A 19,011-nucleotide genomic window follows, 5' to 3' on the forward strand; every position below is an offset into this window, starting at 1 on the left:
GATGTCGGAAGCACGCAAGGGCACAGGAGGATATAAAGCATAGTCGCACACTCATGTTTGGCAACGCGGGGATCATAAATAAAAACGATATTTTTTGGGTGCGCTCCTTAACTATGTTGAAAGTATTGCCGGCATGTGAGGCGCTCCGGCGCTTGTGCGTCGCTTGGTTAACGTTTAGTTTCCGCTAATATGCGCTGGAGGGGTATAAGGGATTATGCTGGGGCGGTTTATCAAGGGACCAAGCGAGCAGCAGGCCGCGACAAAGGCCGAGCCGCTGACTGTACTGCCCATCGTTCCGGCTGTTTCTCCAGTTGTTGATATAGAACCCCATGGCGACGACTTCCTGACGCTGAAAGTCGAACTGCATCGCCATTTGATTGACAGGTTCAATCTATCCGCGCTCGAAACTGCGTCCAAGGACGAGATTCTGAACGAGATCCGCCCGATCGTGCGCGAGTTCGTGCGCAGCCACAGTGTGCCGCTGAACGCACGCGAGCTTGATCAAATTACCAGCGAGACTGCCGACGAGATGCTGGGACTCGGCCCGATCGAACCGTTGCTCAAGGATGACACTATCACCGATATCCTGATCAACACCCACAAACGCGTCTTCATCGAGCGGCGTGGCCTGGTTGAAGAGACGGCCATCCGCTTTCGTGACGAGGCGCATCTGCTGCGGGTCATCAACAAGATCGTTTCAGCCATCGGCCGGCGCGTCGATGAATCCTCGCCGATGGTCGATGCCAGGCTGGAGGATGGATCGCGCGTCAACATCGCGGTGCGGCCGATCTCGGTCGACGGCCCGCTGGTGTCGATTCGAAAGTTTTCCAAGAATCCCTATTCGCTCGAACGCCTGGTGGCGCTCAATTCGATCCGTCCGCCAATGGTCGATCTGCTGCGGATCGCCGTGCAGGCGCGCAAGTCGGTCCTCGTTTCGGGAGGGACGGGCAGCGGCAAGACGACTTTGCTCAACGCGCTGTCGAGCTACATTCCGTCCAGGGAGCGCCTGATCACCATCGAGGACGCGGCGGAACTGCAGCTGCAGCAGCCTCATGTCGGCCGGCTGGAGACACGCCCGCCCAGTGTGGAAGGAAAGGGAGAGGTTCGCCAGCGCGAGCTGGTCAAGAACGCGCTCCGCATGCGTCCCGACCGTATCATCGTCGGCGAGGTTCGCGGCGAAGAGGCCTTCGACATGCTGCAGGCCATGAACACCGGCCACGAGGGCTCGATGACCACCATCCATGCCAACACGCCGCGCGATGCGATCTCGCGGCTTGAGCAGATGGTCGGCATGGCGGGAATGCCGATGACGCATGAGTCCATCAGGGCGCAGATTGCTTCCGCCATCGACGTCATCGTGCAGACACAGCGCCTGTCCGACGGCGGCCGGCGCGTGACATCGATATCGGAGATTACCGGTATGGAAGGAAATGTCGTCCAGATGCAGGAGATCTACACCTTCGTGCGTCGCGAGGTGACGGTTGACGGTCAGATCGTCGGGGAATTTCGCGCTACCGGCGTTCGCCCACGTTTTGCCCCGGAAGCGGCGACTCTCGGGCACCATTTCGCCAAGGACGCCTTCAATCCCCAGGTTGCGCTCTAATGCCCACCGGCCAGACCTTGCTCTACTTTATTTACACGCTTACGGCCGCGGCCGTCATTCTCGCCGGCGAGGCGCTTTATCTGTCTTTCGCCGATCGCCGATCCCGTGCCGGCATGATCAACCGGCGGCTGAAGCGATTGTCCGATGAGGTTCCGGCCGAAAGGACCTTGCAGGGATTGCTGCGCGAACGCGGCCTGACGGATACCGGTGATTTTCTTTTCGGCATGGTCGGCTTGAACAGGCTCTACACCCAATCCGGCATTACCGGAAACCCGCTGACTTTCGCCGCGATGTTCCTGGTCTCAGCCCTTGCGATCGCGCTGCTTTTCTCATTCCTTCTGCGTTTTTCCATATTGCCTTGCATCCTGATTTTTCTGGTGACCGGATTTGTCCTGCCACTTCTGCTTCTGCGTCGTGCGCGCAGGAAACGGATCCAGAAATTCGCGAAACAGCTCCCGAATGCACTCGACATGATCGTGCGTTCGCTGCGGGCGGGGCACCCGGCAACGGTGGCCATAGGTCTGGTCGCGCGCGAAATGCCCGATCCGATTGGCACGGAATTCGGCATCGTCTCCGACGAAATCACCTTCGGACTGAGCATCGAACAGGCGGTGCGGAAGCTTTCCCAGCGCGTGGGCTTCGAAGGCCTCCACCTGTTGTCTGTGTCGCTGTCGATCCAATCGAAAACTGGCGGCAACCTGACCGAGATCCTGGCTAATCTTTCGTCGGTTCTGCGCGAGCGTCAAAAACTCAGGATGAAGATCAGGGCGCTTTCGTCGGAGGGCCGGGTGTCCGCGTGGATCATTTCGCTTTTCCCGCTCGTAATGTTCCTGCTCCTCCAGCTCGCCGCTCCGACATATTACGGCCAGATATGGCACGACCCTTTGATCATGCCGGTGTTCGTGATCTTCGGAACATGGGCGCTGCTGGGTGACTTCATCATGTATCGCATGGTCAATTTCGATTTCTGACAGGAGCGAGCCATAAACCTGCTATCGAATATTCAGGGACTGAGTTTCCTGGTTTCCACCGCGGTGTTCGTGGCGGCTGCGTCGCTGTTCCTGTTCGGTGCGCTTGTCTTCTTGCCGGCGTTGCAGACGCGCAAGCTGGTTGCCCAGAGCCTGACGTCGGAAGGCATCGTCGACCGCCGCTCGCTCGCGGGGCAGGAACAGTTGCTCAAAATCTCGGCGCAGCGTCCAGTTGACGCCTACTTTCGATCGATGGAGAAGGAACGCAACGAGCCAAATGCGCTCGAGGCGAAGCTTTTTCGCGCCGGGTTTTATCAACCCAGTGCTCCGCTCATCTACACCTTGTCGCGGCTGGGCGCGGTCTGTATCGGCTTTTTGGTTGCCTATGCCCTCCTTGTACGAGTACTCCCGCCTCAACTCCCTGCTTTCATGGCCTTTGCCGGTTCCGCGTTGTTCGGACTCGCCTGCATCGTGATCCCAGCTATCCTGCTCGACCGCTTCGAGAATGCTCAAAAAAATATCTATCGTCGCGGATTCCCCGATTTCATGGACATGATGATCACCTGTGCCGACGCCGGCATGAGCCTGGAGGCGGCGGTCGAACGTGTCGGCGCCGAACTGGCCGGCACCCACAAATGGCTGGGCATCCAGCTTGCGATCATGAACCTGCAATTGCGGGCCGGCAAACCGTTGCGGGAGGCGCTGCGTGAACTCGCGGACCGCATCGGGCTGGAAGAGGCGCGCTCCCTGGCCGTGCTGTTCCGGCAGTCGGAGGAACTCGGCACCAGTCTGACGGATGCGCTGCGCGTCTATAGCGACGAGATGCGCGGACAAAGAATTCTGAGCGCTGAGGAGAAGGCCAACGCCCTGCCTGTCAAAATGATGATCCCGTTGGGATTATGCATCTTCCCGGTGGTCATGATGGTGATCATGTTGCCGGTGATCATCCGCATGAAGGGCATTTTCTTCTAAACGGTTCTATGCTTTGATTCTAAAATAGAGTCGCCGGACTCTGGGGGATAAAATGACAGGGCCAATGCGCCTCGCAACCGTCGTCGCTGCCAGTCTCTTGATGGCAGCCCTTGCCGGCTGCCAGACAAACGGCGCCGACACCACTGGCGGTGTCGTGCGCACCAATGAACCCTCGAAAGGCGATGTGACGTCCTTTGGCGATGCGTTCGACGGATTGAAGACGGTCAGCGACGTCGAATATTACGCATCGGACCAGGCCGTGGCCGAAGCCAAGAACCAGTTCCGCGCGGAAAACTATGGCAACGCCGGCGCGCTGTTCTTCAAGGCGACGCAACTGGCCCCCAATGACGGCGGCGCCTGGATGGGACTGGCCGCTTCGTGCGACCGGATCCACCGCTTCGACCTCGCCGACCGTGCCTATGGCCGCGCCTTCAAGCTGATGGGGCCGTCGCCCGAATACTACAACAATGTCGGCTATTCCGATCTGCTGCGCGGCAAACTGCAGGACGCGCGCGGCAATTTCCTCAAGGCTTATGAGCTGGCACCAAACGATCCGACCGTAGCCAACAATCTGAAGCTGCTGTCGTCGAGCGTGCAGAACATCGAGCGCTAGCATGCTGCTCGTCGAAGCGCTGCTGTTGAAGGCCCTCGCCATCCCGCTGCTCGCCAGGATTGCGTGGCTCGACTTCACGACGCAGAGGATTGCCAATCGCGATGTGCTGCTGCTGCTCTGCCTGGGAGTGGGGTCGCTGTTGCTGCTTGTGCTCCGATCCGGATCCTGGTTGGACATGGGCTTGAGCGCGGCTGCCGGCCTCGTGCTGTTTATAGCCTTGTTCCCGTTCTGGGTCTTGCGCAAGATCGGCGCCGGCGACGTCAAGCTGATGGCGGTCGTCCCTTTTCTGACTGGCGGCGAAGACCTCGTCGTTTTTTCCGTGCTGCTCCTGGTTTTCGCCCTCGTCACTGCAGGGGCAATGAAGAATCCATTCCTGCTGCCCGCGGGCGCCTTCCGCATCTACGTCCAGCATCTCGATCGCAAAGGCGTTGTGCCGTTTGGCGTGCCGATCTCGGTCGCGGCGATCTGCACGACAGCCCTCGTGATCTATGAAAATATGGTGTTGGCGAGCAGTTCTGGAATCCTGAATCAGCTTAACTAACCCCGGCAGCGCGGGCAGCCGCCATCGACCAGAAGATTCCGGTTGTGATCGTCGATTGGATGGCACCTGCGCGATCGACTGCCAAGGGGTCAACGGATATAGGCTTGGCGCCCTTGATCTGGTCCTTGCAGGTACTTCGCTTCGTTGCCGCGCTGATGGTCGTATATGTCCACGCGGCCCAGACCGCCGTTACGGCCACCGGATCCAATGGCCTTTTGCCTCACGATTTGCAGGTGGCCGGCTTCGCAGGCGTAGACATCTTCTTTGTCATATCCGGGGTGATTATTGCCAGGACGGCACCTGGCCTGACCTGGCGATCCTTCGCTTGGAGACGGTTCCGGCGCATCGTTCCGCTCTACCTGCTGATCAGCATCCCCTATGCGATCGTCGCCTACAAAACCGGCTTCGGCTGGCGGGACGCGGTGGCGACACTCCTGCTGTGGCCCGCTACGGATCAAATGACCGCGCCAGCATTGCCCGCAGCCTGGACGCTGTGCTTCGAAATGCTGTTCTACGCCGCCGCAACCGTGGTTCTCGTCGACCGGCGGCTGCTTTGGGGTCTCCTCGGTATCTTCGGCCTCGCAATGATGTTTCGCTCGGCGGGTCCGGTGCTGCAGTTTCTTGGCAACCCGCTGATCATCGAGTTCGGCTTTGGCATCGCTCTCGCCTATGCACCCAAGTGGAGACCGGCGGTGTGGTGCCTGCCGATCGGCGCCGCGGCGATGATCGCTGTGGGATTCATCGGGATGGCGCCGCAAGGGGGGACGATGGAGTTTCTCGCCGGCGATAACGGGTTCCAGCGCGTGCTGGTTTACGGTCTCCCGGCGGCGATGATAGTCTTCGGCACGATGCAGATCGACGCACAGCCGAGCGCATGGACGGTTCTCGGTGATGCCTCCTATATGCTTTATCTGATCCACACTCTGCCGATAACGCTGCTTTTGATGGTGTGGACCGTTTTTCCGATTCCTGCCGACCTCATCATCGTGATTGGCACCGCAACATCAGTTCTTTTCGCTTGGCGGATGCACATCCGGTTCGAGTTGCCGCTGCGCAAATTCCTGCGCCGGTATGATCCCCAGCTGAAGACTGGCTGCCATCCGACTGGCCTGGCATTACGGGATTGACGCGTGCGCCTCGACAGAAGCTGCCCAGCTTCGAGACGGAAATCTTGTTCCCGACGACTCTCCATGATCGGCGGCGGCAGTCACGAAATATTACGTGAGGGAACGCCCGGGCCGCCAGTAGCTTTGACAATCGAGGCGGTTGTCGCCTCGTTCAAAACTCCAAAGGAGATCAAGAATGCCCAATCAAGGTGGAAGCCATGAGCAGCATGTGAAAGCAGGCCAGCAGAGCCATAAGAACATGGACGACAAGAACCGTCAGCAGCAGGCGGCGGGCGGCAGCCAACGCCAGCAAGGTGACGGGTCGGGCACGCGCGGCGGGACCCATGAACAGCATGTGAAGGCTGGCCAGCAAAGTCACAAGAATCGCTAGCCAGAGCTTGATGGCACCGAGCCCGTCCCGAGCAACCGGGATGGGTTCTGCATGTCACACCACTCATCGAAAGCCGCCCGGTTCACTGCCGGCCAGCAAACCGAGAGAAAAGGATTTTGATGCCCGATCCGAGAGAACCCGATCCCAACCGCGATGTGCCCATGCCGGCTCCCAATTGGAAGCCCGAGCCGATCGGCGAACCGGAGCCGGACCGATTGCCCGACGAGGCGCCGCTACCCAATCCCGACGAGAATGAAGAGCCCCCGATGCATGCGGCCGGCTGACCGGATTGCGCACGTCGTTGGGGTCACTCTTCGTCGAAGCGGCCGCCTTCCCTCGAAGGATCGCGTGAAATGACCGCCTCCTCGACATCGTCGGGCAATGCCTCGTCGCTTTCCTGGTAGGGGTTGTCGTCGTCTTCCTCGGGCAAGTCGCCCTCAGCCTCGTCTTCCACCGCCGCGTTGTCGGGAAGGATTTTCGCCCCTGCGAGCGCGTCCCAGTCCTGCTGCCCCATGGCGGGACCTTCGGTTTCGTCGGGGTCTTCGGCCTGCACCGCCGGTTGCTCTGTTTTGCGGGGGTCCATCGTCGTTCTCCGAAATCCTGAGGAGTTGCCCCGGTCGCCTGGCGCCCGGGGCACAAACTTGCCAGCTAGGCGGCCTGTTCCAGGGCACGCTCGTTGACGCCGCCCTCGCCAAGGCTGGAAAGGGCCTCGTCGGTCGCCATCTCCTCCTCGAGGGTCGCGTTGAGGAGGTTGACCACGTCGCCCTTGCCGAGCTGTTCGGCCCAGGCGATCAGCGTGCCGTAGCGCGCAATCTCGTAGTGTTCGACGGCCTGGGCCGCCCCAACCAGCCCGGCGTCCAGCGCGGGGGCGCCCTTGTATTCCTCGAGGATTTCCGAACCCTCCTCGAGGATGCCGTCGATGGCGGGGCAGGTCTTGCCCCGGGCCGGCTTGTCGAGAAGCTCGAAGACCTGTTCGAGGCGATCGACCTGGCCCTCGGTCTCCGCCAGATGTTTCTCGAACGCCGCCGCAAGGTCCTCGGATTCGGCGCCCTTTGCCATTTTCGGCAGCGCCTTCAGGATTTTCTTCTCGGCATAGTAAATGTCCTTCAGCCCGTCGAGGAACAAGGCTGCAAGGCCCTTCGTTGCCGCTTTCTTCGCAGTCGCCATAATTGTCATCTCCAATTGTCGTGAAGCCCACCATCGGTGTAGCTGGGACTCAACTTGCTATCGGGACGGTTGTTCCAGCCGTCTCGCAAAGAGGCTGCCTCCGGCTCGGCCCACGCGCCGCCGCGGGGCGAACTCCCTCACTGGATCTGCCGCATGGTGCACTGGCGCGGCGCCTTGTCCGGCCGCCAGCGCAACAATTTGGTGCCATGCCGGAACCTGTCGCCGGTGACGTGATCGAAGCGGACCTCGACCACCAGTTCCGGCCGCAAGGGTTCCCATTCGCCGCTGCGCTGCGTGCTCCAGCGGCTCGGTCCGCCTGGCGCCTTGCCGGTGAAGCCAGGTCCGCCACGCAGCTTTTCCAGCTTTCGGGTGACGCCGGCCCGGTCGTCCCTGCCGATGGTCGAGGTAAAGCCGACATGGTTGAGTTTGCCGCTCTCCTCGTAGAGGCCGAGCAGGAGCGAGCCGACCTCCTTGCTGCCGGCCAGATAGCGAAATCCGCCTACCACGCAGTCGGCCGTACGCAACCGTTTGACCTTGACCATCGCGCGTTCGCCAGGCCGGTAGGGGTCGGCCAGCAATTTGGCGACCACGCCATCGGTGGGGCCGTGGCCGGCCCCTTCCAGCCAGCGCCTGGCGGCCGCCGGATCGGTCGCGCTGGGCGAGAGCCGCAAGCCGGGTTTGGCGCACTCCTCAACGAAGCCCTCGACCGCCCGGCGGCGCCTCGACAACGGCTCGTCAAGCAGGATCGTCCCGCCCGGCGCAACCGGCATGTCGAACAGGATCAGCCGCGCCGGCGTTTGCACGCTCAGCTTGCGGATACGGCTTTCGGCCGGGTGAAGCCGCATCTGCAGTGCGTCGAAGGAAAGCTGGCCTTCGAGTTCGATGACGATTTCGCCATCGACAACGAAGTTGCGGGCCTCGACCTGCTGCAGCATGGCGACGAGCTCCGGGAAGTAACGGCCGAGAGGTTTGCCGGATTTCGCGCGCAGGTCGACATCCGTGTCGCCTTTGAAGGCGAGGCAGCGAAACCCGTCCCATTTGGGCTCGTATTGCCAAAGGCCTTCCCCTTCCGGCAGGACATCGGCGGCCTTGGCCTCCATGGGAGGCGTGTCCAGGGAGAGGGCAAACCTGTCCGTCATTGAGCCGTTCAGTGGGCGTGGTGTTCGGCATTCCTCTTGCGCGTCGCCGCCGCCTTCTTTGCCGATTCGGACCGGCTCGCGGCCGATCGGGAAGCCGACGCCTTTCCGCCGCTCTTGCCGCCCTTGTGCGCTGCCGGATGGCCCGTGTGCTTGCCACGCCCGGAGCCGCCTTCCTTCTTGCCGCCACCATCGTCCTTGTTGACCGTTGCCCATGCGCGGCGCTCGGCTTCCTTGTCGGAGACGCCACGCTTCTCATAGCCTTCGGCGATATGGTCGGCCTTGCGTTCCTGCTTGTCGGTGTATTTGGATTTCTCGCCTCGTGGCATGATCGCTACTCCTTCTCGCTGGAGGTTGAACGTTAGGCCGGCGCCCGGGTTCCAACGCGGTCGGCGAACCGCCGTTCCCGGCATCGCCCATGACCGCGGCCTGGCTGCTACTCCTCAGGCGCCGTCGCTGGTGCGGTGTAGCGCCGCCGTACGGCATCGAGCACCCGTTTGCGGCTCTCTTCCGCCGAAAGCTTCCTGTCCTTTTCCGCCTCGGCGGTTTCGCGGGCGAGGTCCTTGTCCCTGATCTGGTGGCGGAACCATTTCGAATAGTCGCCCGCGCGCAGATGGAACTCCCAGGTCTTGTCGTCTATGCCTTCGGCCATCTGGGCAAAGATCATCAGATTATGGGCCCTCAGGTTCATCGCATCGTCGGGACCGCGGAAATAGAAGCTGCCGGTCTCATCGAGTTGGCCCTCGGCATATTTGCGGCTGTGGCGCTTGAGAGACTGGCGAGGTTCGATCACCTTGACCGTCGTGAGTTTTTTGCGCACCTGCGGCCGCCAGAAAAGAACCCGGTCGCCCTTGGGCGTGGGAATGTCCTTCGGTGGCTCGATGCCGGTCTCGCGGCAGAAGGCCTTCACCACGTCCTTCGCCGTCGGGCCAAGGGCGATAACGGCCGTAACCAGGCGCAGGGCGTCGGTCGAAATCGCTTCGGGATGGACGGTGATCAGGATTGTTCCCGGCAGTTCCAGGGAGAGCACGGAGCGCGTATCGTCGCGCCGCTTCGGAAGAAGATGGTGCGCTTCGTCGATGACCAGCCAATGCGGTCTCGCGGTGCGGCGGCGGAAGCTGCCAAGGCCAGGCAGCAGGTCGGCAAAGAAATCAGGCCGTTCGTTGACACGCAGCGAAAGCCCGTTGACGACGACATTGCTGTCGGCCTTGGCGACCAGATCCAGCACCTGCGCCTTTGTGGGCGCGCTCGATCCGTCCCCCAGCCGAACCGCACCCTCGAGGCCATCATAGTCGCCCTCAGGGTCGAAGACGCAAAACTGAAATCGGTTCTCGACGAAGCGTTCCGTCAGCGCGGTGGCCAGGGTGGATTTGCCGATGCCCGAACTGCCGGCGATGAGCACGCTGTCGGTCGGCGACAGATAGATGTCGTCGCCACCTGACGATCCCAGAACAATGCCGTCGTGGCGCCTCGGCACGATCCCATGGTCGCGCTTGATCAGCTTGGCGATCAGTTCCTCGACGCCTTTGCCGCGTGCACCGCTCGTGACCAGGGTTGCGGTGCTCTTGACCGCGGGAATGGCATTGTCGACTGCAACGCTGCAGCCGCAGGCCTGCAGGAAGGCATGATCGTTCTCGGCGTCGCCGATACCCACCACATTATGCGGCGACAGGCGAAGATCCTCGAGCGCGGCAGCCAGCCCGGTGGCTTTGTTGACCCCGCTCGGCAGGATCATCACCGCACCCTTGTTGAAGATGATTTCGAGCTCGAGCCCCATCTTCTTGATGACTTCGAGCACGGTCGCCTGATGTGGCTCCCAGGTGGCGACGATCGAACGTCCCACCGAAAGTGGCTTCACCCCCTGCTTTTTCAGTCTGGCGACGAATTTGGGCTCCGGCGATAGCGAGATCACCCGCTCCTCCTCGCTCGCCGGGGTGTAGATCAGGGCACCGTTCTCGGCGACGACCTTGTCGAACAGGCCGACATTGGGAAACACGCGCTTGAGGTCGGGCAGCTCGCGTCCGGTGACCAGAAGCAGTTTACGGCCACTTTTTTTGAACCGCTCCAGCGCGGCGAGCGTCTTCTTGGAGACAGCCCCGTCATGCGCGAGCGTCCCGTCATAATCGGTCGCCAAGGCAATGAAATACATTGCGATGACCTCAGTAGCCGCCGACGATCGGCAGGATCTCGCCGGTGATGTAGCTCGAGCAGTGCGGAGAGGCCAGGAACACATAGGCCGGAGCCAGTTCCTCCGGCTGTGCCGGCCGTTTCATCGGCGTGTCCGCGCCGAATTTCGAGACGTCGCCGGCTTGCTTGTCGGACGGATTGAGTGGCGTCCACACCGGGCCAGGCGCGACCGCGTTCACTCTGATGCCCTTGGCGATGAGATTGCCCGAAAGCGCGCGCGTGAAGGCATGGATGCCGCCCTTGGTCATCGAATAGTCGACCAGTTGCTTCGAGCCGTCTATGCCGGTAACCGAACCGGTGTTGACGATCGCCGAGCCCGGCTTCATGTGCGGCACCGCTTCCTGTGCCATATGGAAATAGCCATAGAGATTGGTCTTCAGCGTCGTGTCGAAATGTTCTTCGGTCAGGTCGCTGAAGTCGCTGGAATGGATCTGGAAGGCGGCGTTGTTGACCAGCACGTCGATGCGGCCGAATGTTTTGACCGTGGCCGCCACGGCATCGTGGCAATCCTGCCGTTCGCTGACGTCGGCCTTGATCAGGATGCAGCGTCGACCTTCTTTTTCGACGGCGGATTTCGTCTCTTCGGCGTCCCTGTCCTCGGCCAGGTAGACGATCGCGACATCGGCGCCTTCGCGGGCGAACAATACCGCCACCGCGCGACCGATGCCGGAATCGCCGCCGGTGATGAGAGCCACCTTTTCCTCGAGTTTCCTTGATCCGAGATAATAGGGAGCATCGTAGAGCGGGGCAGGTTCGATCGCCGCTTCATGCCCGGGCTTGGCCTGATGTTGCTTGGGGAAGGGCGGCTCGGGATAGGTGCGCGCGCCTGCCTGCATGGCGTGCTCCGCCTTGCCGTTGCGCTTCGATTTGTCCCTGGCATCGACGCCGCGCTGGATATGGCGCTGCTTGGCGGCTTCACCGGCGGTCCGGGATTTTGTCTCCATGGCTGTCTCCTCGGCTGAAGAAAGTTCGCGCGCCAAACCGAAAGGTCAGCGCGACGCATAAGCTTGTCGAAATGTGTCGCCGCCCGTCCGCGTCAGTCCTTGACATAGGCGCCGGGTTGGCGGCCCGATCTTGGAGACTTCGCGTCCTTCGAACGTTCGGAGATCGCCGGGCCCGCACCGGATGTCTTTTCGGTTGCAGGGCTGGGTGTCGCCTTGCCAGACGGGTTCTGGCCTTCGGACTGATGTGTTTCTTCATTTGTCTGATCCGCCGGTCGCGTGAGCCCCATTCCGCCTGCCGGCGGCTTGTTGCCTGCCGCATCGAGCGAGAAATCGTCGCTCGGATCCGGGCCGGTCCTGGCGGGATATTTCCGTGCTCCGGTTTCATATTCGGTCCTGTCGCGTGCCATGGCTGCCTCCGTGTTTGCCTGAATGCAAAACAGCCGCGGGCCGATCAGGTTCCGAACAAACGCCCTTGAACCGCGATGCAGGCTGTGCCGGCAGGGCAAGTGTTTCGCATCGGCCGGCAAAAACAGAATGTCGTTCCTTACGGATCGCATAAGCGCGATATAAATATCGGCTACTGGCGATATACGGGGAATTCATGGATCACGATGCCATCCTGAAGGCGTTGGCCCATCCGGTTCGGCGCCAAATGTTGAAGTGGTTGAAAGAGCCGGAAATGCATTTCACGAGCCAGGAACATCCACTGGCCATGGGCGTTTGCGCGGGGCAGTTCGAACGTTGCGGTCTGTCGCAATCAACCGTGTCGGCCCATCTCGCCACGCTTTCATCGGCGGATCTGGTGACCACACGCCGCCTTGGTCAATGGGTCTTCTACAAGCGGAACGACGAAACGATCGCCGCTTTCCGCGCTTCGCTCTCCGATATCTGAACCTGCATTTGCTTGAGTATGAAAGGCCTTCCGATGACCACACTTTTCGACCCGATAGCGGCCGGCGACCTCGCCCTCGCCAACCGCATCGTCATGGCGCCGCTGACGCGCAATCGCTCGCCGAATGCGGTTCCAGGGGATCTGTCCGTCACCTATTACCGCCAGCGTGCCACCGCGGGCCTGATCGTGACCGAAGCGACCGCGATCACTCATCAGGGCCAGGGCTATGCGAACGTGCCGGGTCTTTACGCGCCAGAACAGCTCGCCGGGTGGAAGAAGGTCACCGACGCAGTGCACGCCGAAGGCGGCAAGATCGTCGTTCAGCTCTGGCATGTGGGTCGGATTTCGCACACATCGCTGCAGCCGGGAGGCGGCAAGCCAGTTGCGCCGTCGGCGATCCGCGCGAAATCCAAGACCTTCCTGGTGGGTGCCGACGGCAGCGGCAGCTTTGCCGAGACGTCCGAGCCGCGGGCCCTTGAGGAAGGCGAGATCCAGGGTATCGTGCAGGATTTTCGGCGTGCGGCGAAAGCGGCAATCGAGGTCGCCGGTTTCGACGGCGTCGAGATCCACGCGGCCAATGGCTATCTTCTCGACCAGTTCCTGCGTTCGGGCAGCAATCATCGGACCGATGCTTATGGCGGTTCGATCGAGAACCGTGCCCGCTTCCTGTTGGAGGTGGTGGAGGCGGTCGTCGGGGAAGTCGGCGCCGGCCGGACCGGCATTCGGCTCTCGCCGGTGACGCCGGCCAATGACTCCTCCGATCCCGAACCCCAGCCCTTGTTCGAATACGTGGCCAGGAAACTCGGCCGTCATGGATTGGCCTATGTCCATGTCATTGAAGGCGCGACAGGTGGGGCCCGTGATTTCCAGCAAGGCGAGCGGCCGTTCGACTATGCCGCCTTCAAGGCGGCCTACCGCGATGCGGGCGGCGCCGGCGCCTGGTTGGTCAACAATGGCTATGACAGGGAACTCGCGGAAGCCGCGGTTGAGGCAGGGCGTGTCGATCTGGTCGCTTTCGGAAAATTGTTCATCGCCAATCCCGATCTCGTAGGCAGATTACAACAAGGCATCGCGCTGAACGCCCCCGACAGCAATACATTCTACGGGGGCAGTTCGAAGGGATATACGGACTATCCGACGGCGGCATAGCAGGTCGCCGACTGAACCGAAGTTCTGGCGGATCGCGGTCAATCCCGCGATACCGGAACTTCGACCGATCACTCAATGCCGCTCGGGATGCCCAGCCCATGACACATAAAAAGCAGCTGCGGCTCGGCGCGTTCATGCGCCCGGTCAGTTTGCACACAGGCGCCTGGCGTTATCCCGGCGCCTATCCGGACGCCAATTTCAACTTTGCCCATCTGAAGCGCTTCGCCCAGACGCTTGAGGCGGCGAAGTTCGATGCCTTCTTCATGGCCGACCATCTGGCAGTGCTCAACATGCCGATCGAAGCGCTGCGGCGCAGCCATACGGTGACGTCGTTCGAGCCATTCACGCTGCTGTCGGCGCTGGCCGCCGTCACCGATCATATCGGGCTGGTCGCCACGGCATCGACGACCTTCGACGCGCCCTATCATGTCGCGCGCCGCTTCGCCTCGCTCGATCATATCAGCGGCGGCCGCGCCGGCTGGAACATCGTCACCACGTCCAATCCCGACGCGGCGCTGAACTTCGGTCTCGACGAACATGTCGAGCATGATGAGCGCTACCGGCGGGCGCGGGAGTTCCACGATGTCGTGACGGGGCTGTGGGACAGCTTTGCCGACGACGCCTTCATCCGCGATCCTGAAAGCGGGCTCTATTTCGATCCGGCGAGGCTGCATGTGCTGGATCACAAGGGCGAGCATCTTTCGGTGCGGGGCCCCCTCAACATCGCTCGGCCGGTGCAGGGCTGGCCCGTCATTGTCCAGGCCGGCGCGTCGGAAGCCGGACGGCAACTGGCGGCCGAGACGGCGGAGGTCATCTTCGCCGCGCATGCCGACCTCGCCGCCGGGCAGCGTTTCTTTGCCGACGTCAAGGGCCGGGCGCAGAAACTCGGCCGCTCGCGCGACGACATCAAGATCCTGCCCGGCGCCTTCGTCATCGTCGGCGACAGCGCCGAGGAAGCACAGGCCAAGCGAGCCAGGCTCGACAGCCTCGTCTATTATGAAAGCGGCATCGCCTCGCTGTCGATCGCGCTCGGGCATGATGCGTCCGGTTTCGACCCGGACGCGCCCTTGCCGGACATTCCCGAAACCAACGCCAGCAGGAGCGGCCGCGAGCGCGTCATCGAACTGGCGCGCCAGGAGAAGCTCACCGTCAGGCAGCTCGCGCAAAGGCTGGGCGGCTATTCCGGCCTTGCCTTCGTCGGCACGCCAGGGACCATCGTCGACGACATGGAGGAATGGCTCGTCGCCGAGGGCTCCGACGGGTTCAACGTCATGTTTCCCTATCTGCCCGCCGGACTTGATGATTTTGTCGGCAAGGTCGTGCCTGAACTGCAGCGGCGGGGCATATTCAGGCAGCAATATGAAGGATCGACCCTGCGCGAGAACCTCGGCCTGAAGCGGCCTCCCAACAGGTTCTTCGCGTAGAACATCATCCGGGGAGGGCTATGCAATGTCGACGCTGACGAACACCCGCATCGTGCTCGCGGCGCGGCCGCAAGGCCGGCCCAAGCGGAGCGATTTCCGCGTCGAGTCCGTCGCCATCGGCGAGCCGGGGGAGGGCGAACTGCTGTTGCAGATCCTCTATCTGTCACTTGATCCATATATGCGCGGCCGCATGAACGCCGCCAGGTCCTATGCCAAGCCGGTCGAGATCGACGGCGTGATGGAGGGCGGCACGGTGGCTCGTGTCGTCAGATCCCGCCATGCCGGCTTCGCCGAGGGCGATATCGTGCTGTCCCACTCGGGATGGCAGAGCTTTGCCGTGTCCGACGGCGTCGGCCTGCGCAAGCTTGATCCTGCGGCGGCGCCCGTCACCACCGCGCTTGGGGTGCTCGGCATGCCGGGCTTCACCGCCTATGCCGGCCTGCTCACCATAGGACGGCCTAGGGCCGGCGAGACCGTGGTCGTGGCGGCCGCCAGCGGCGCGGTCGGATCGGCCGTCGGCCAGATCGCGCGCATCAAGGGGGCTCGTGCGGTCGGCATTGCCGGCGGCCCCGAAAAATGTGCCTTCGTGCGCCAGGAACTCGGCTTCGACGCGGTTGTCGATCATCGCGCCGATAATTTTGCCGAGCAACTGAAGGTTGCCTGTCCCGGAGGCATCGACGTCTACTTCGAGAATGTCGGCGGTCCGGTCTGGGATGCGGTGTTTCCGCTGCTCAACGAGTTCGCGCGTGTTCCGGTCTGCGGATTGATCGCGCAGTACAACATCCCTGCGGATTCCGGCGCCGACCGGCTTCCGGCGCTGATGCAGCAGGTGCTGCATCGCAGCCTGACGATAAGGGGCTTTATCCAGCGCGAATTTGTCGATCAACGCCCAGCCTTCTATCGCGAGATGGCCGAATGGATAGCGTCCGGGCGTGTGCGGTACCGGGAAGATATCGTGGACGGCATAGGGAATGCGCCACAAGCTTTTCTGAGGCTTCTCGAAGGAAAGAATTTCGGCAAGCTCATTGTGCGGGTCGCGAGATAGTCATCTCCCGGACGGCCAATTTCGGGAGGCAGTCTTTTAGGAATGAGAGCGTGGCGATACACTTCCGTGCCTGCCGGCCCGCTTCATGGCCGGGCTCGCCCCCGCAGGCAATCCCGTCGAGCAGATTGATGCGCGCGCTGCCAGACACCGCCATGCTTCTTCTTCAGCGCGTCCCGGGAAGAAAAATCTTCTCCGATTTCGTCCTACGGCGATCGTCAATTCCTTTCGTTCGATACCAATGTCTATAAAAACTATGGACATTCTGGCACACTGGCTCGAACATACAACAAGGCGTCCATCATGACCAATCCGGCCATTGTCGGCTTCTCCGGCAATTTCACGCGGCCCTCCAAGACCCGTGGCTTCGTGGACCATATCGTGACGGAGATTGCCGGGCGATACGGCCTCTCCGCCAGCACCCATGACATCGTCGATCTCGGTCCCAGTCTTGGCGGTGCCAAAGGGACGCGCGACCTGGATGGACAGGCCCGCGCCATTCTCGAGCGGATCCTGGCCGCCGATGTCCTGGTGGTCGGCTCGCCCACCTACAAGGGCAGCTATACCGGTCTGTTCAAGCATTTCTTCGATCTCGTCGACCCGGCCGCCCTCAGGGGCAAGCCGGTGCTATTGGCGGCGACCGGCGGCGGCGACCGCCATGCGCTGATCGTCGAGCATCAGCTGCGGCCGCTGTTCGGCTTCTTTGAAGCCTTTGCGCTGCCGACGGCCGTCTACGCCTCGGAGAAGGATTTCGTCGACGGCGTGCTGGCATCCGAAGCGATCCGGGCCCGCGTCGGCCTTGCGGTTGACGATGTCGGCCTGGCGCTCTTCGGCAGGCAGCGCGCCAGGATCGCTGCCGAGTAGCGTGCTCCGGAATATATCCCGCGCGCCAACCTCGTCAGGCGCGCGGTGGTGCGACTTCCAGGCGCTGCCTGAACCTCTTGGCCGTCCGGGGTAGCAATCGGACGTAGCCAGCAATCCAAATGTCCAATCCGTCACGGTTGCCGTGGTCCCAGCCGATGCCGTAGACAAGCGGCGGTGAATCACGTTTTCCGTTGGCGGAGAAGAAACACATGTCGGATCGGATGAAGATCATCTCCGCTGCCAGGTCGCATGGCGGCGTGCAGGGCGTCTATTCCCATGTTTCGGAAGTCTGCGCCTGCGACATGACGTTTGCCGTCTTCGTGCCGCCGCAGGCCCGTGAAAGACCTTGCCCTGTCGTATGGTACCTCTCCGGTCTCACCTGCACCCACGTCAATGTCATGGACAAGGGAGAGTACAGGCGTGTGGCCGCCGAGCTCGGCCTGATCGTCGTCTGTCCCGACACCAGTCCCCGCGGCGCCGATATTCCCGACGAGAAGGACAATTGGCAGTTCGGCAGCGGCGCCGGATTCTATGTCGATGCGACGCAGGAACCCTATGCCAGGAATTATCGCATGTATTCCTATGTCACCGAGGAATTACCGGCGCTGATCGCAGCGGAATTTCCGGCCGACATGAAGCGTCAGGCGATCTTCGGCCACTCGATGGGTGGACATGGCGCATTGACCATCGCGCTGAAGAATCCCGAACGCTTCAAGAGCTGTTCGGCCTTCGCGCCGATCGTGCAGCCCAGCACCGCCGGCTGGTCGAAGCCGGCCTTCGAAAAATATCTCGGTTCCGACGAGAAATCATGGCGGCGCTACGATGCCACCTTGCTCATCGAGGATGGCCACCGCTTCCCCGAGTTATTCGTTGACCAAGGGACATCGGATGGATTTCTCGACGACGGACTGAGGCCCTGGCTCCTGGAAGCGGCCTGCGCCAAGGCCGGTATTGCGCTGACGCCGCGCATGCAGGACGGCTACGATCACTCGTATTTCTTCATTTCGACATTCATGGACGACCATCTGAGATGGCACGCCCAGAGATTGTTGGATGCTGAAGTCTGAAGTCTAGTCCCGCAGCAGGTCGAACATCAGCTTGAAGAAACGGTCGGCGTCGACCTCATAGGCGATACGCGCATTGTCTTTTTCACCGCGCTCGCTCCAGAAATCGGCAACCGTCGCGCCGAACGCATAGGTGCCCGACAGATCGACGCCGATATGGGCCGGGCGCGTGCGCACCAGTGTCGGGTCGATGGCGAGCGCCAGAGCCAACGGGTCGTGCATGGCGCCGCCGACGCCCATCGAGTTGCGATGCAGCTTCTCGTAGAACAGTAGCCAGTCGTTGACGAGCTTGCCGAGCGGCGTGTCGATCGTGGCAAGCTCGGCATATTGCGGCGCCTCGATCAGCACCTGCATGGTGACGTCGAGGCCGACCATCAGGATCGGTACGCCCCTGTCCAGCACGATCTTCAGCGCCTCCGGGTCGCATAAGGCATTGAATTCCGTCGGCGTGATGATCTCGCTCTTGCGGTAGAACACACCGCCCATCCAGATCAGTTCCTTGATCTTGGGCAGCACGTCGCGATGCTTGAGGATCATCAGGCCGATATTGGTCAGCGGGCCGGTGGCGACGACCAGGATCGGCTCGGGCGCGGCGCGGAGCTTGTCGGCCAGGAAATCGACAGCGTGCCGGTCGACCGGCTTGATCGTGGCCTGCGGCAAATAGGGCGAGCCCTCGAGGCCGCTCGGGCCGTCGGCGGTGCCGAGGACCAGCGGCCGCGCCAGCGGACGGTGGCACCCCCGCGCGACCGGCACGTCGCCGGCGCCGATGTACTCCAGGATGCGCAAGGCGTTGGCGGTCGTCTTCTCGACCTCGGCATTGCCGCATGTCGTGGTGACGCCGACGAGTTCGATGGCCGGCGAGCGATGCGCCATGACCAGCGCAATGGCGTCGTCGTGGCCGGGATCGCAGTCGAACAGGATGGGAGTTGCAAGGGTCATTTTATCGGT

The 19,011-nt window shown here is 62.0% G+C and carries 22 protein-coding genes; 14 read left to right on the plus strand and 8 right to left on the minus strand.

The annotated features are described in order from the left end of the window. The first annotated feature begins 214 nt into the window (after positions 1-214). From EN808_RS13585 to EN808_RS13620, 8 genes are all read left to right on the plus strand, one after another. Positions 215-1,603, plus strand: a complete 1,389-nt coding sequence (locus EN808_RS13585; RefSeq protein ID WP_127870465.1) for a CpaF family protein — start codon at positions 215-217, stop codon at positions 1,601-1,603. Then, positions 1,603-2,574, plus strand: coding sequence for a type II secretion system F family protein (locus tag EN808_RS13590; RefSeq protein ID WP_135916059.1), 972 nt, complete (start codon positions 1,603-1,605; stop codon positions 2,572-2,574). The genes EN808_RS13585 and EN808_RS13590 overlap by 1 nt, the downstream gene beginning before the upstream one ends. Before the next feature lie 18 nt (positions 2,575-2,592). Next, positions 2,593-3,543, plus strand: a complete 951-nt coding sequence (locus EN808_RS13595) for a type II secretion system F family protein (protein WP_135864984.1) — start codon at positions 2,593-2,595, stop codon at positions 3,541-3,543. Between the two features lie 52 nt (positions 3,544-3,595). After that, positions 3,596-4,156: a tetratricopeptide repeat protein gene (locus EN808_RS13600; RefSeq protein WP_167531359.1), complete on the plus strand. Its 561-nt coding sequence runs from the start codon at positions 3,596-3,598 to the stop codon at positions 4,154-4,156. A gap of 1 nt (position 4,157) precedes the next feature. After that, entirely contained in the window at positions 4,158-4,697 is a 540-nt protein-coding gene (locus EN808_RS13605) for a prepilin peptidase (RefSeq protein ID WP_135916060.1), read from the plus strand. 104 nt (positions 4,698-4,801) lie between these two features. After that, positions 4,802-5,824, plus strand: coding sequence for an acyltransferase (locus EN808_RS13610; protein ID WP_245525072.1), 1,023 nt, complete (start codon positions 4,802-4,804; stop codon positions 5,822-5,824). A 175-nt stretch (positions 5,825-5,999) separates the two neighbouring features. Next, entirely contained in the window at positions 6,000-6,194 is a 195-nt protein-coding gene (locus EN808_RS13615; RefSeq protein ID WP_127870469.1) for a hypothetical protein, read from the plus strand. 119 nt (positions 6,195-6,313) lie between these two features. Continuing rightward, entirely contained in the window at positions 6,314-6,478 is a 165-nt protein-coding gene (locus tag EN808_RS13620) for a hypothetical protein (protein WP_127281181.1), read from the plus strand. A 23-nt stretch (positions 6,479-6,501) separates the two neighbouring features. Here EN808_RS13620 and EN808_RS13625 read toward each other — a convergent pair whose 3' ends face one another. The 7 genes from EN808_RS13625 to EN808_RS13655 form a co-directional block, all read right to left on the minus strand. After that, positions 6,502-6,708: a hypothetical protein gene (locus tag EN808_RS13625; RefSeq protein ID WP_245525081.1), complete on the minus strand. Its 207-nt coding sequence runs from the start codon at positions 6,706-6,708 to the stop codon at positions 6,502-6,504. Between the two features lie 134 nt (positions 6,709-6,842). After that, positions 6,843-7,361: a ferritin-like domain-containing protein gene (locus EN808_RS13630; protein WP_135916062.1), complete on the minus strand. Its 519-nt coding sequence runs from the start codon at positions 7,359-7,361 to the stop codon at positions 6,843-6,845. A 137-nt stretch (positions 7,362-7,498) separates the two neighbouring features. Continuing rightward, on the minus strand, positions 7,499-8,500 hold the full coding sequence (locus EN808_RS13635) for an ATP-dependent DNA ligase (protein WP_135916063.1): 1,002 nt from the start codon (positions 8,498-8,500) through the stop codon (positions 7,499-7,501). An 8-nt stretch (positions 8,501-8,508) separates the two neighbouring features. Further along, positions 8,509-8,826, minus strand: coding sequence for a hypothetical protein (locus tag EN808_RS13640; protein WP_023771230.1), 318 nt, complete (start codon positions 8,824-8,826; stop codon positions 8,509-8,511). Positions 8,827-8,933: 107 nt separating this feature from the next. Continuing rightward, on the minus strand, positions 8,934-10,646 hold the full coding sequence (locus tag EN808_RS13645; protein WP_135916064.1) for an HAD-IIB family hydrolase: 1,713 nt from the start codon (positions 10,644-10,646) through the stop codon (positions 8,934-8,936). Positions 10,647-10,656: 10 nt separating this feature from the next. Next, a complete protein-coding gene (locus tag EN808_RS13650; RefSeq protein ID WP_135916065.1) occupies positions 10,657-11,628 on the minus strand; it encodes an SDR family oxidoreductase in 972 nt (323 codons plus the stop codon). 92 nt (positions 11,629-11,720) lie between these two features. Beyond that, on the minus strand, positions 11,721-12,155 hold the full coding sequence (locus EN808_RS13655; protein WP_245525073.1) for a hypothetical protein: 435 nt from the start codon (positions 12,153-12,155) through the stop codon (positions 11,721-11,723). 74 nt (positions 12,156-12,229) lie between these two features. Here EN808_RS13655 and EN808_RS13660 point away from each other — a divergent pair, with 74 nt between their 5' ends. The 6 genes from EN808_RS13660 to fghA all read left to right on the plus strand — a co-directional run bounded on the left by EN808_RS13660 (position 12,230) and on the right by fghA (position 18,066). Next, entirely contained in the window at positions 12,230-12,520 is a 291-nt protein-coding gene (locus EN808_RS13660; RefSeq protein WP_135916066.1) for a metalloregulator ArsR/SmtB family transcription factor, read from the plus strand. A gap of 33 nt (positions 12,521-12,553) precedes the next feature. Then, the gene (locus EN808_RS13665; RefSeq protein WP_135916067.1) at positions 12,554-13,669 is read left to right on the plus strand and encodes an alkene reductase; all 1,116 of its coding nucleotides are present in this window, start codon (positions 12,554-12,556) and stop codon (positions 13,667-13,669) included. Positions 13,670-13,767: 98 nt separating this feature from the next. After that, the gene (locus EN808_RS13670) at positions 13,768-15,093 is read left to right on the plus strand and encodes an LLM class flavin-dependent oxidoreductase (RefSeq protein WP_127870475.1); all 1,326 of its coding nucleotides are present in this window, start codon (positions 13,768-13,770) and stop codon (positions 15,091-15,093) included. Positions 15,094-15,118: 25 nt separating this feature from the next. Then, positions 15,119-16,138 carry an NADP-dependent oxidoreductase gene (locus tag EN808_RS13675; RefSeq protein WP_135864996.1) on the plus strand — a complete coding sequence of 340 codons (1,020 nt, stop codon included), beginning with the start codon at positions 15,119-15,121 and terminating at the stop codon, positions 16,136-16,138. Between the two features lie 300 nt (positions 16,139-16,438). After that, positions 16,439-16,999, plus strand: coding sequence for an FMN reductase (gene msuE / locus EN808_RS13680; RefSeq protein WP_135864998.1), 561 nt, complete (start codon positions 16,439-16,441; stop codon positions 16,997-16,999). A 209-nt stretch (positions 17,000-17,208) separates the two neighbouring features. After that, positions 17,209-18,066 (plus strand): S-formylglutathione hydrolase, encoded by an 858-nt coding sequence (gene fghA / locus EN808_RS13685; RefSeq protein WP_135865000.1) that lies wholly within the window; start codon positions 17,209-17,211, stop codon positions 18,064-18,066. 3 nt (positions 18,067-18,069) lie between these two features. Here the strand turns inward: fghA and EN808_RS13690 are convergent, their stop codons facing one another. Next, positions 18,070-19,002, minus strand: coding sequence for a nucleoside hydrolase (locus EN808_RS13690; RefSeq protein WP_135916068.1), 933 nt, complete (start codon positions 19,000-19,002; stop codon positions 18,070-18,072). Positions 19,003-19,011 lie beyond the last annotated feature (9 nt).

The organism is Mesorhizobium sp. M8A.F.Ca.ET.165.01.1.1 (genome assembly GCF_004792065.1).
Lineage (GTDB): Bacteria > Pseudomonadota > Alphaproteobacteria > Rhizobiales > Rhizobiaceae > Mesorhizobium.

What these genes read in the sequence shown, in the direction of transcription:
- EN808_RS13640 (WP_023771230.1), bottom strand. Translation starts at nt 8,826, where the DNA reads ATGCCACGAGGCGAGAAATCCAAATACACCGACAAGCAGGAACGCAAG.
- EN808_RS13590 (WP_135916059.1), top strand. Translation starts at nt 1,603, where the DNA reads ATGCCCACCGGCCAGACCTTGCTCTACTTTATTTACACGCTTACGGCC.
- EN808_RS13600 (WP_167531359.1), top strand. Translation starts at nt 3,596, where the DNA reads ATGACAGGGCCAATGCGCCTCGCAACCGTCGTCGCTGCCAGTCTCTTG.
- fghA (WP_135865000.1), top strand. Translation starts at nt 17,209, where the DNA reads ATGTCGGATCGGATGAAGATCATCTCCGCTGCCAGGTCGCATGGCGGC.
- EN808_RS13645 (WP_135916064.1), bottom strand. Translation starts at nt 10,646, where the DNA reads ATGTATTTCATTGCCTTGGCGACCGATTATGACGGGACGCTCGCGCAT.
- EN808_RS13635 (WP_135916063.1), bottom strand. Translation starts at nt 8,500, where the DNA reads ATGACGGACAGGTTTGCCCTCTCCCTGGACACGCCTCCCATGGAGGCC.
- EN808_RS13675 (WP_135864996.1), top strand. Translation starts at nt 15,119, where the DNA reads ATGTCGACGCTGACGAACACCCGCATCGTGCTCGCGGCGCGGCCGCAA.
- msuE (WP_135864998.1), top strand. Translation starts at nt 16,439, where the DNA reads ATGACCAATCCGGCCATTGTCGGCTTCTCCGGCAATTTCACGCGGCCC.
- EN808_RS13630 (WP_135916062.1), bottom strand. Translation starts at nt 7,361, where the DNA reads ATGGCGACTGCGAAGAAAGCGGCAACGAAGGGCCTTGCAGCCTTGTTC.
- EN808_RS13605 (WP_135916060.1), top strand. Translation starts at nt 4,158, where the DNA reads ATGCTGCTCGTCGAAGCGCTGCTGTTGAAGGCCCTCGCCATCCCGCTG.
- EN808_RS13585 (WP_127870465.1), top strand. Translation starts at nt 215, where the DNA reads ATGCTGGGGCGGTTTATCAAGGGACCAAGCGAGCAGCAGGCCGCGACA.
- EN808_RS13650 (WP_135916065.1), bottom strand. Translation starts at nt 11,628, where the DNA reads ATGGAGACAAAATCCCGGACCGCCGGTGAAGCCGCCAAGCAGCGCCAT.
- EN808_RS13690 (WP_135916068.1), bottom strand. Translation starts at nt 19,002, where the DNA reads ATGACCCTTGCAACTCCCATCCTGTTCGACTGCGATCCCGGCCACGAC.
- EN808_RS13660 (WP_135916066.1), top strand. Translation starts at nt 12,230, where the DNA reads ATGGATCACGATGCCATCCTGAAGGCGTTGGCCCATCCGGTTCGGCGC.
- EN808_RS13620 (WP_127281181.1), top strand. Translation starts at nt 6,314, where the DNA reads ATGCCCGATCCGAGAGAACCCGATCCCAACCGCGATGTGCCCATGCCG.
- EN808_RS13625 (WP_245525081.1), bottom strand. Translation starts at nt 6,708, where the DNA reads ATGGGGCAGCAGGACTGGGACGCGCTCGCAGGGGCGAAAATCCTTCCC.
- EN808_RS13665 (WP_135916067.1), top strand. Translation starts at nt 12,554, where the DNA reads ATGACCACACTTTTCGACCCGATAGCGGCCGGCGACCTCGCCCTCGCC.
- EN808_RS13670 (WP_127870475.1), top strand. Translation starts at nt 13,768, where the DNA reads ATGACACATAAAAAGCAGCTGCGGCTCGGCGCGTTCATGCGCCCGGTC.
- EN808_RS13615 (WP_127870469.1), top strand. Translation starts at nt 6,000, where the DNA reads ATGCCCAATCAAGGTGGAAGCCATGAGCAGCATGTGAAAGCAGGCCAG.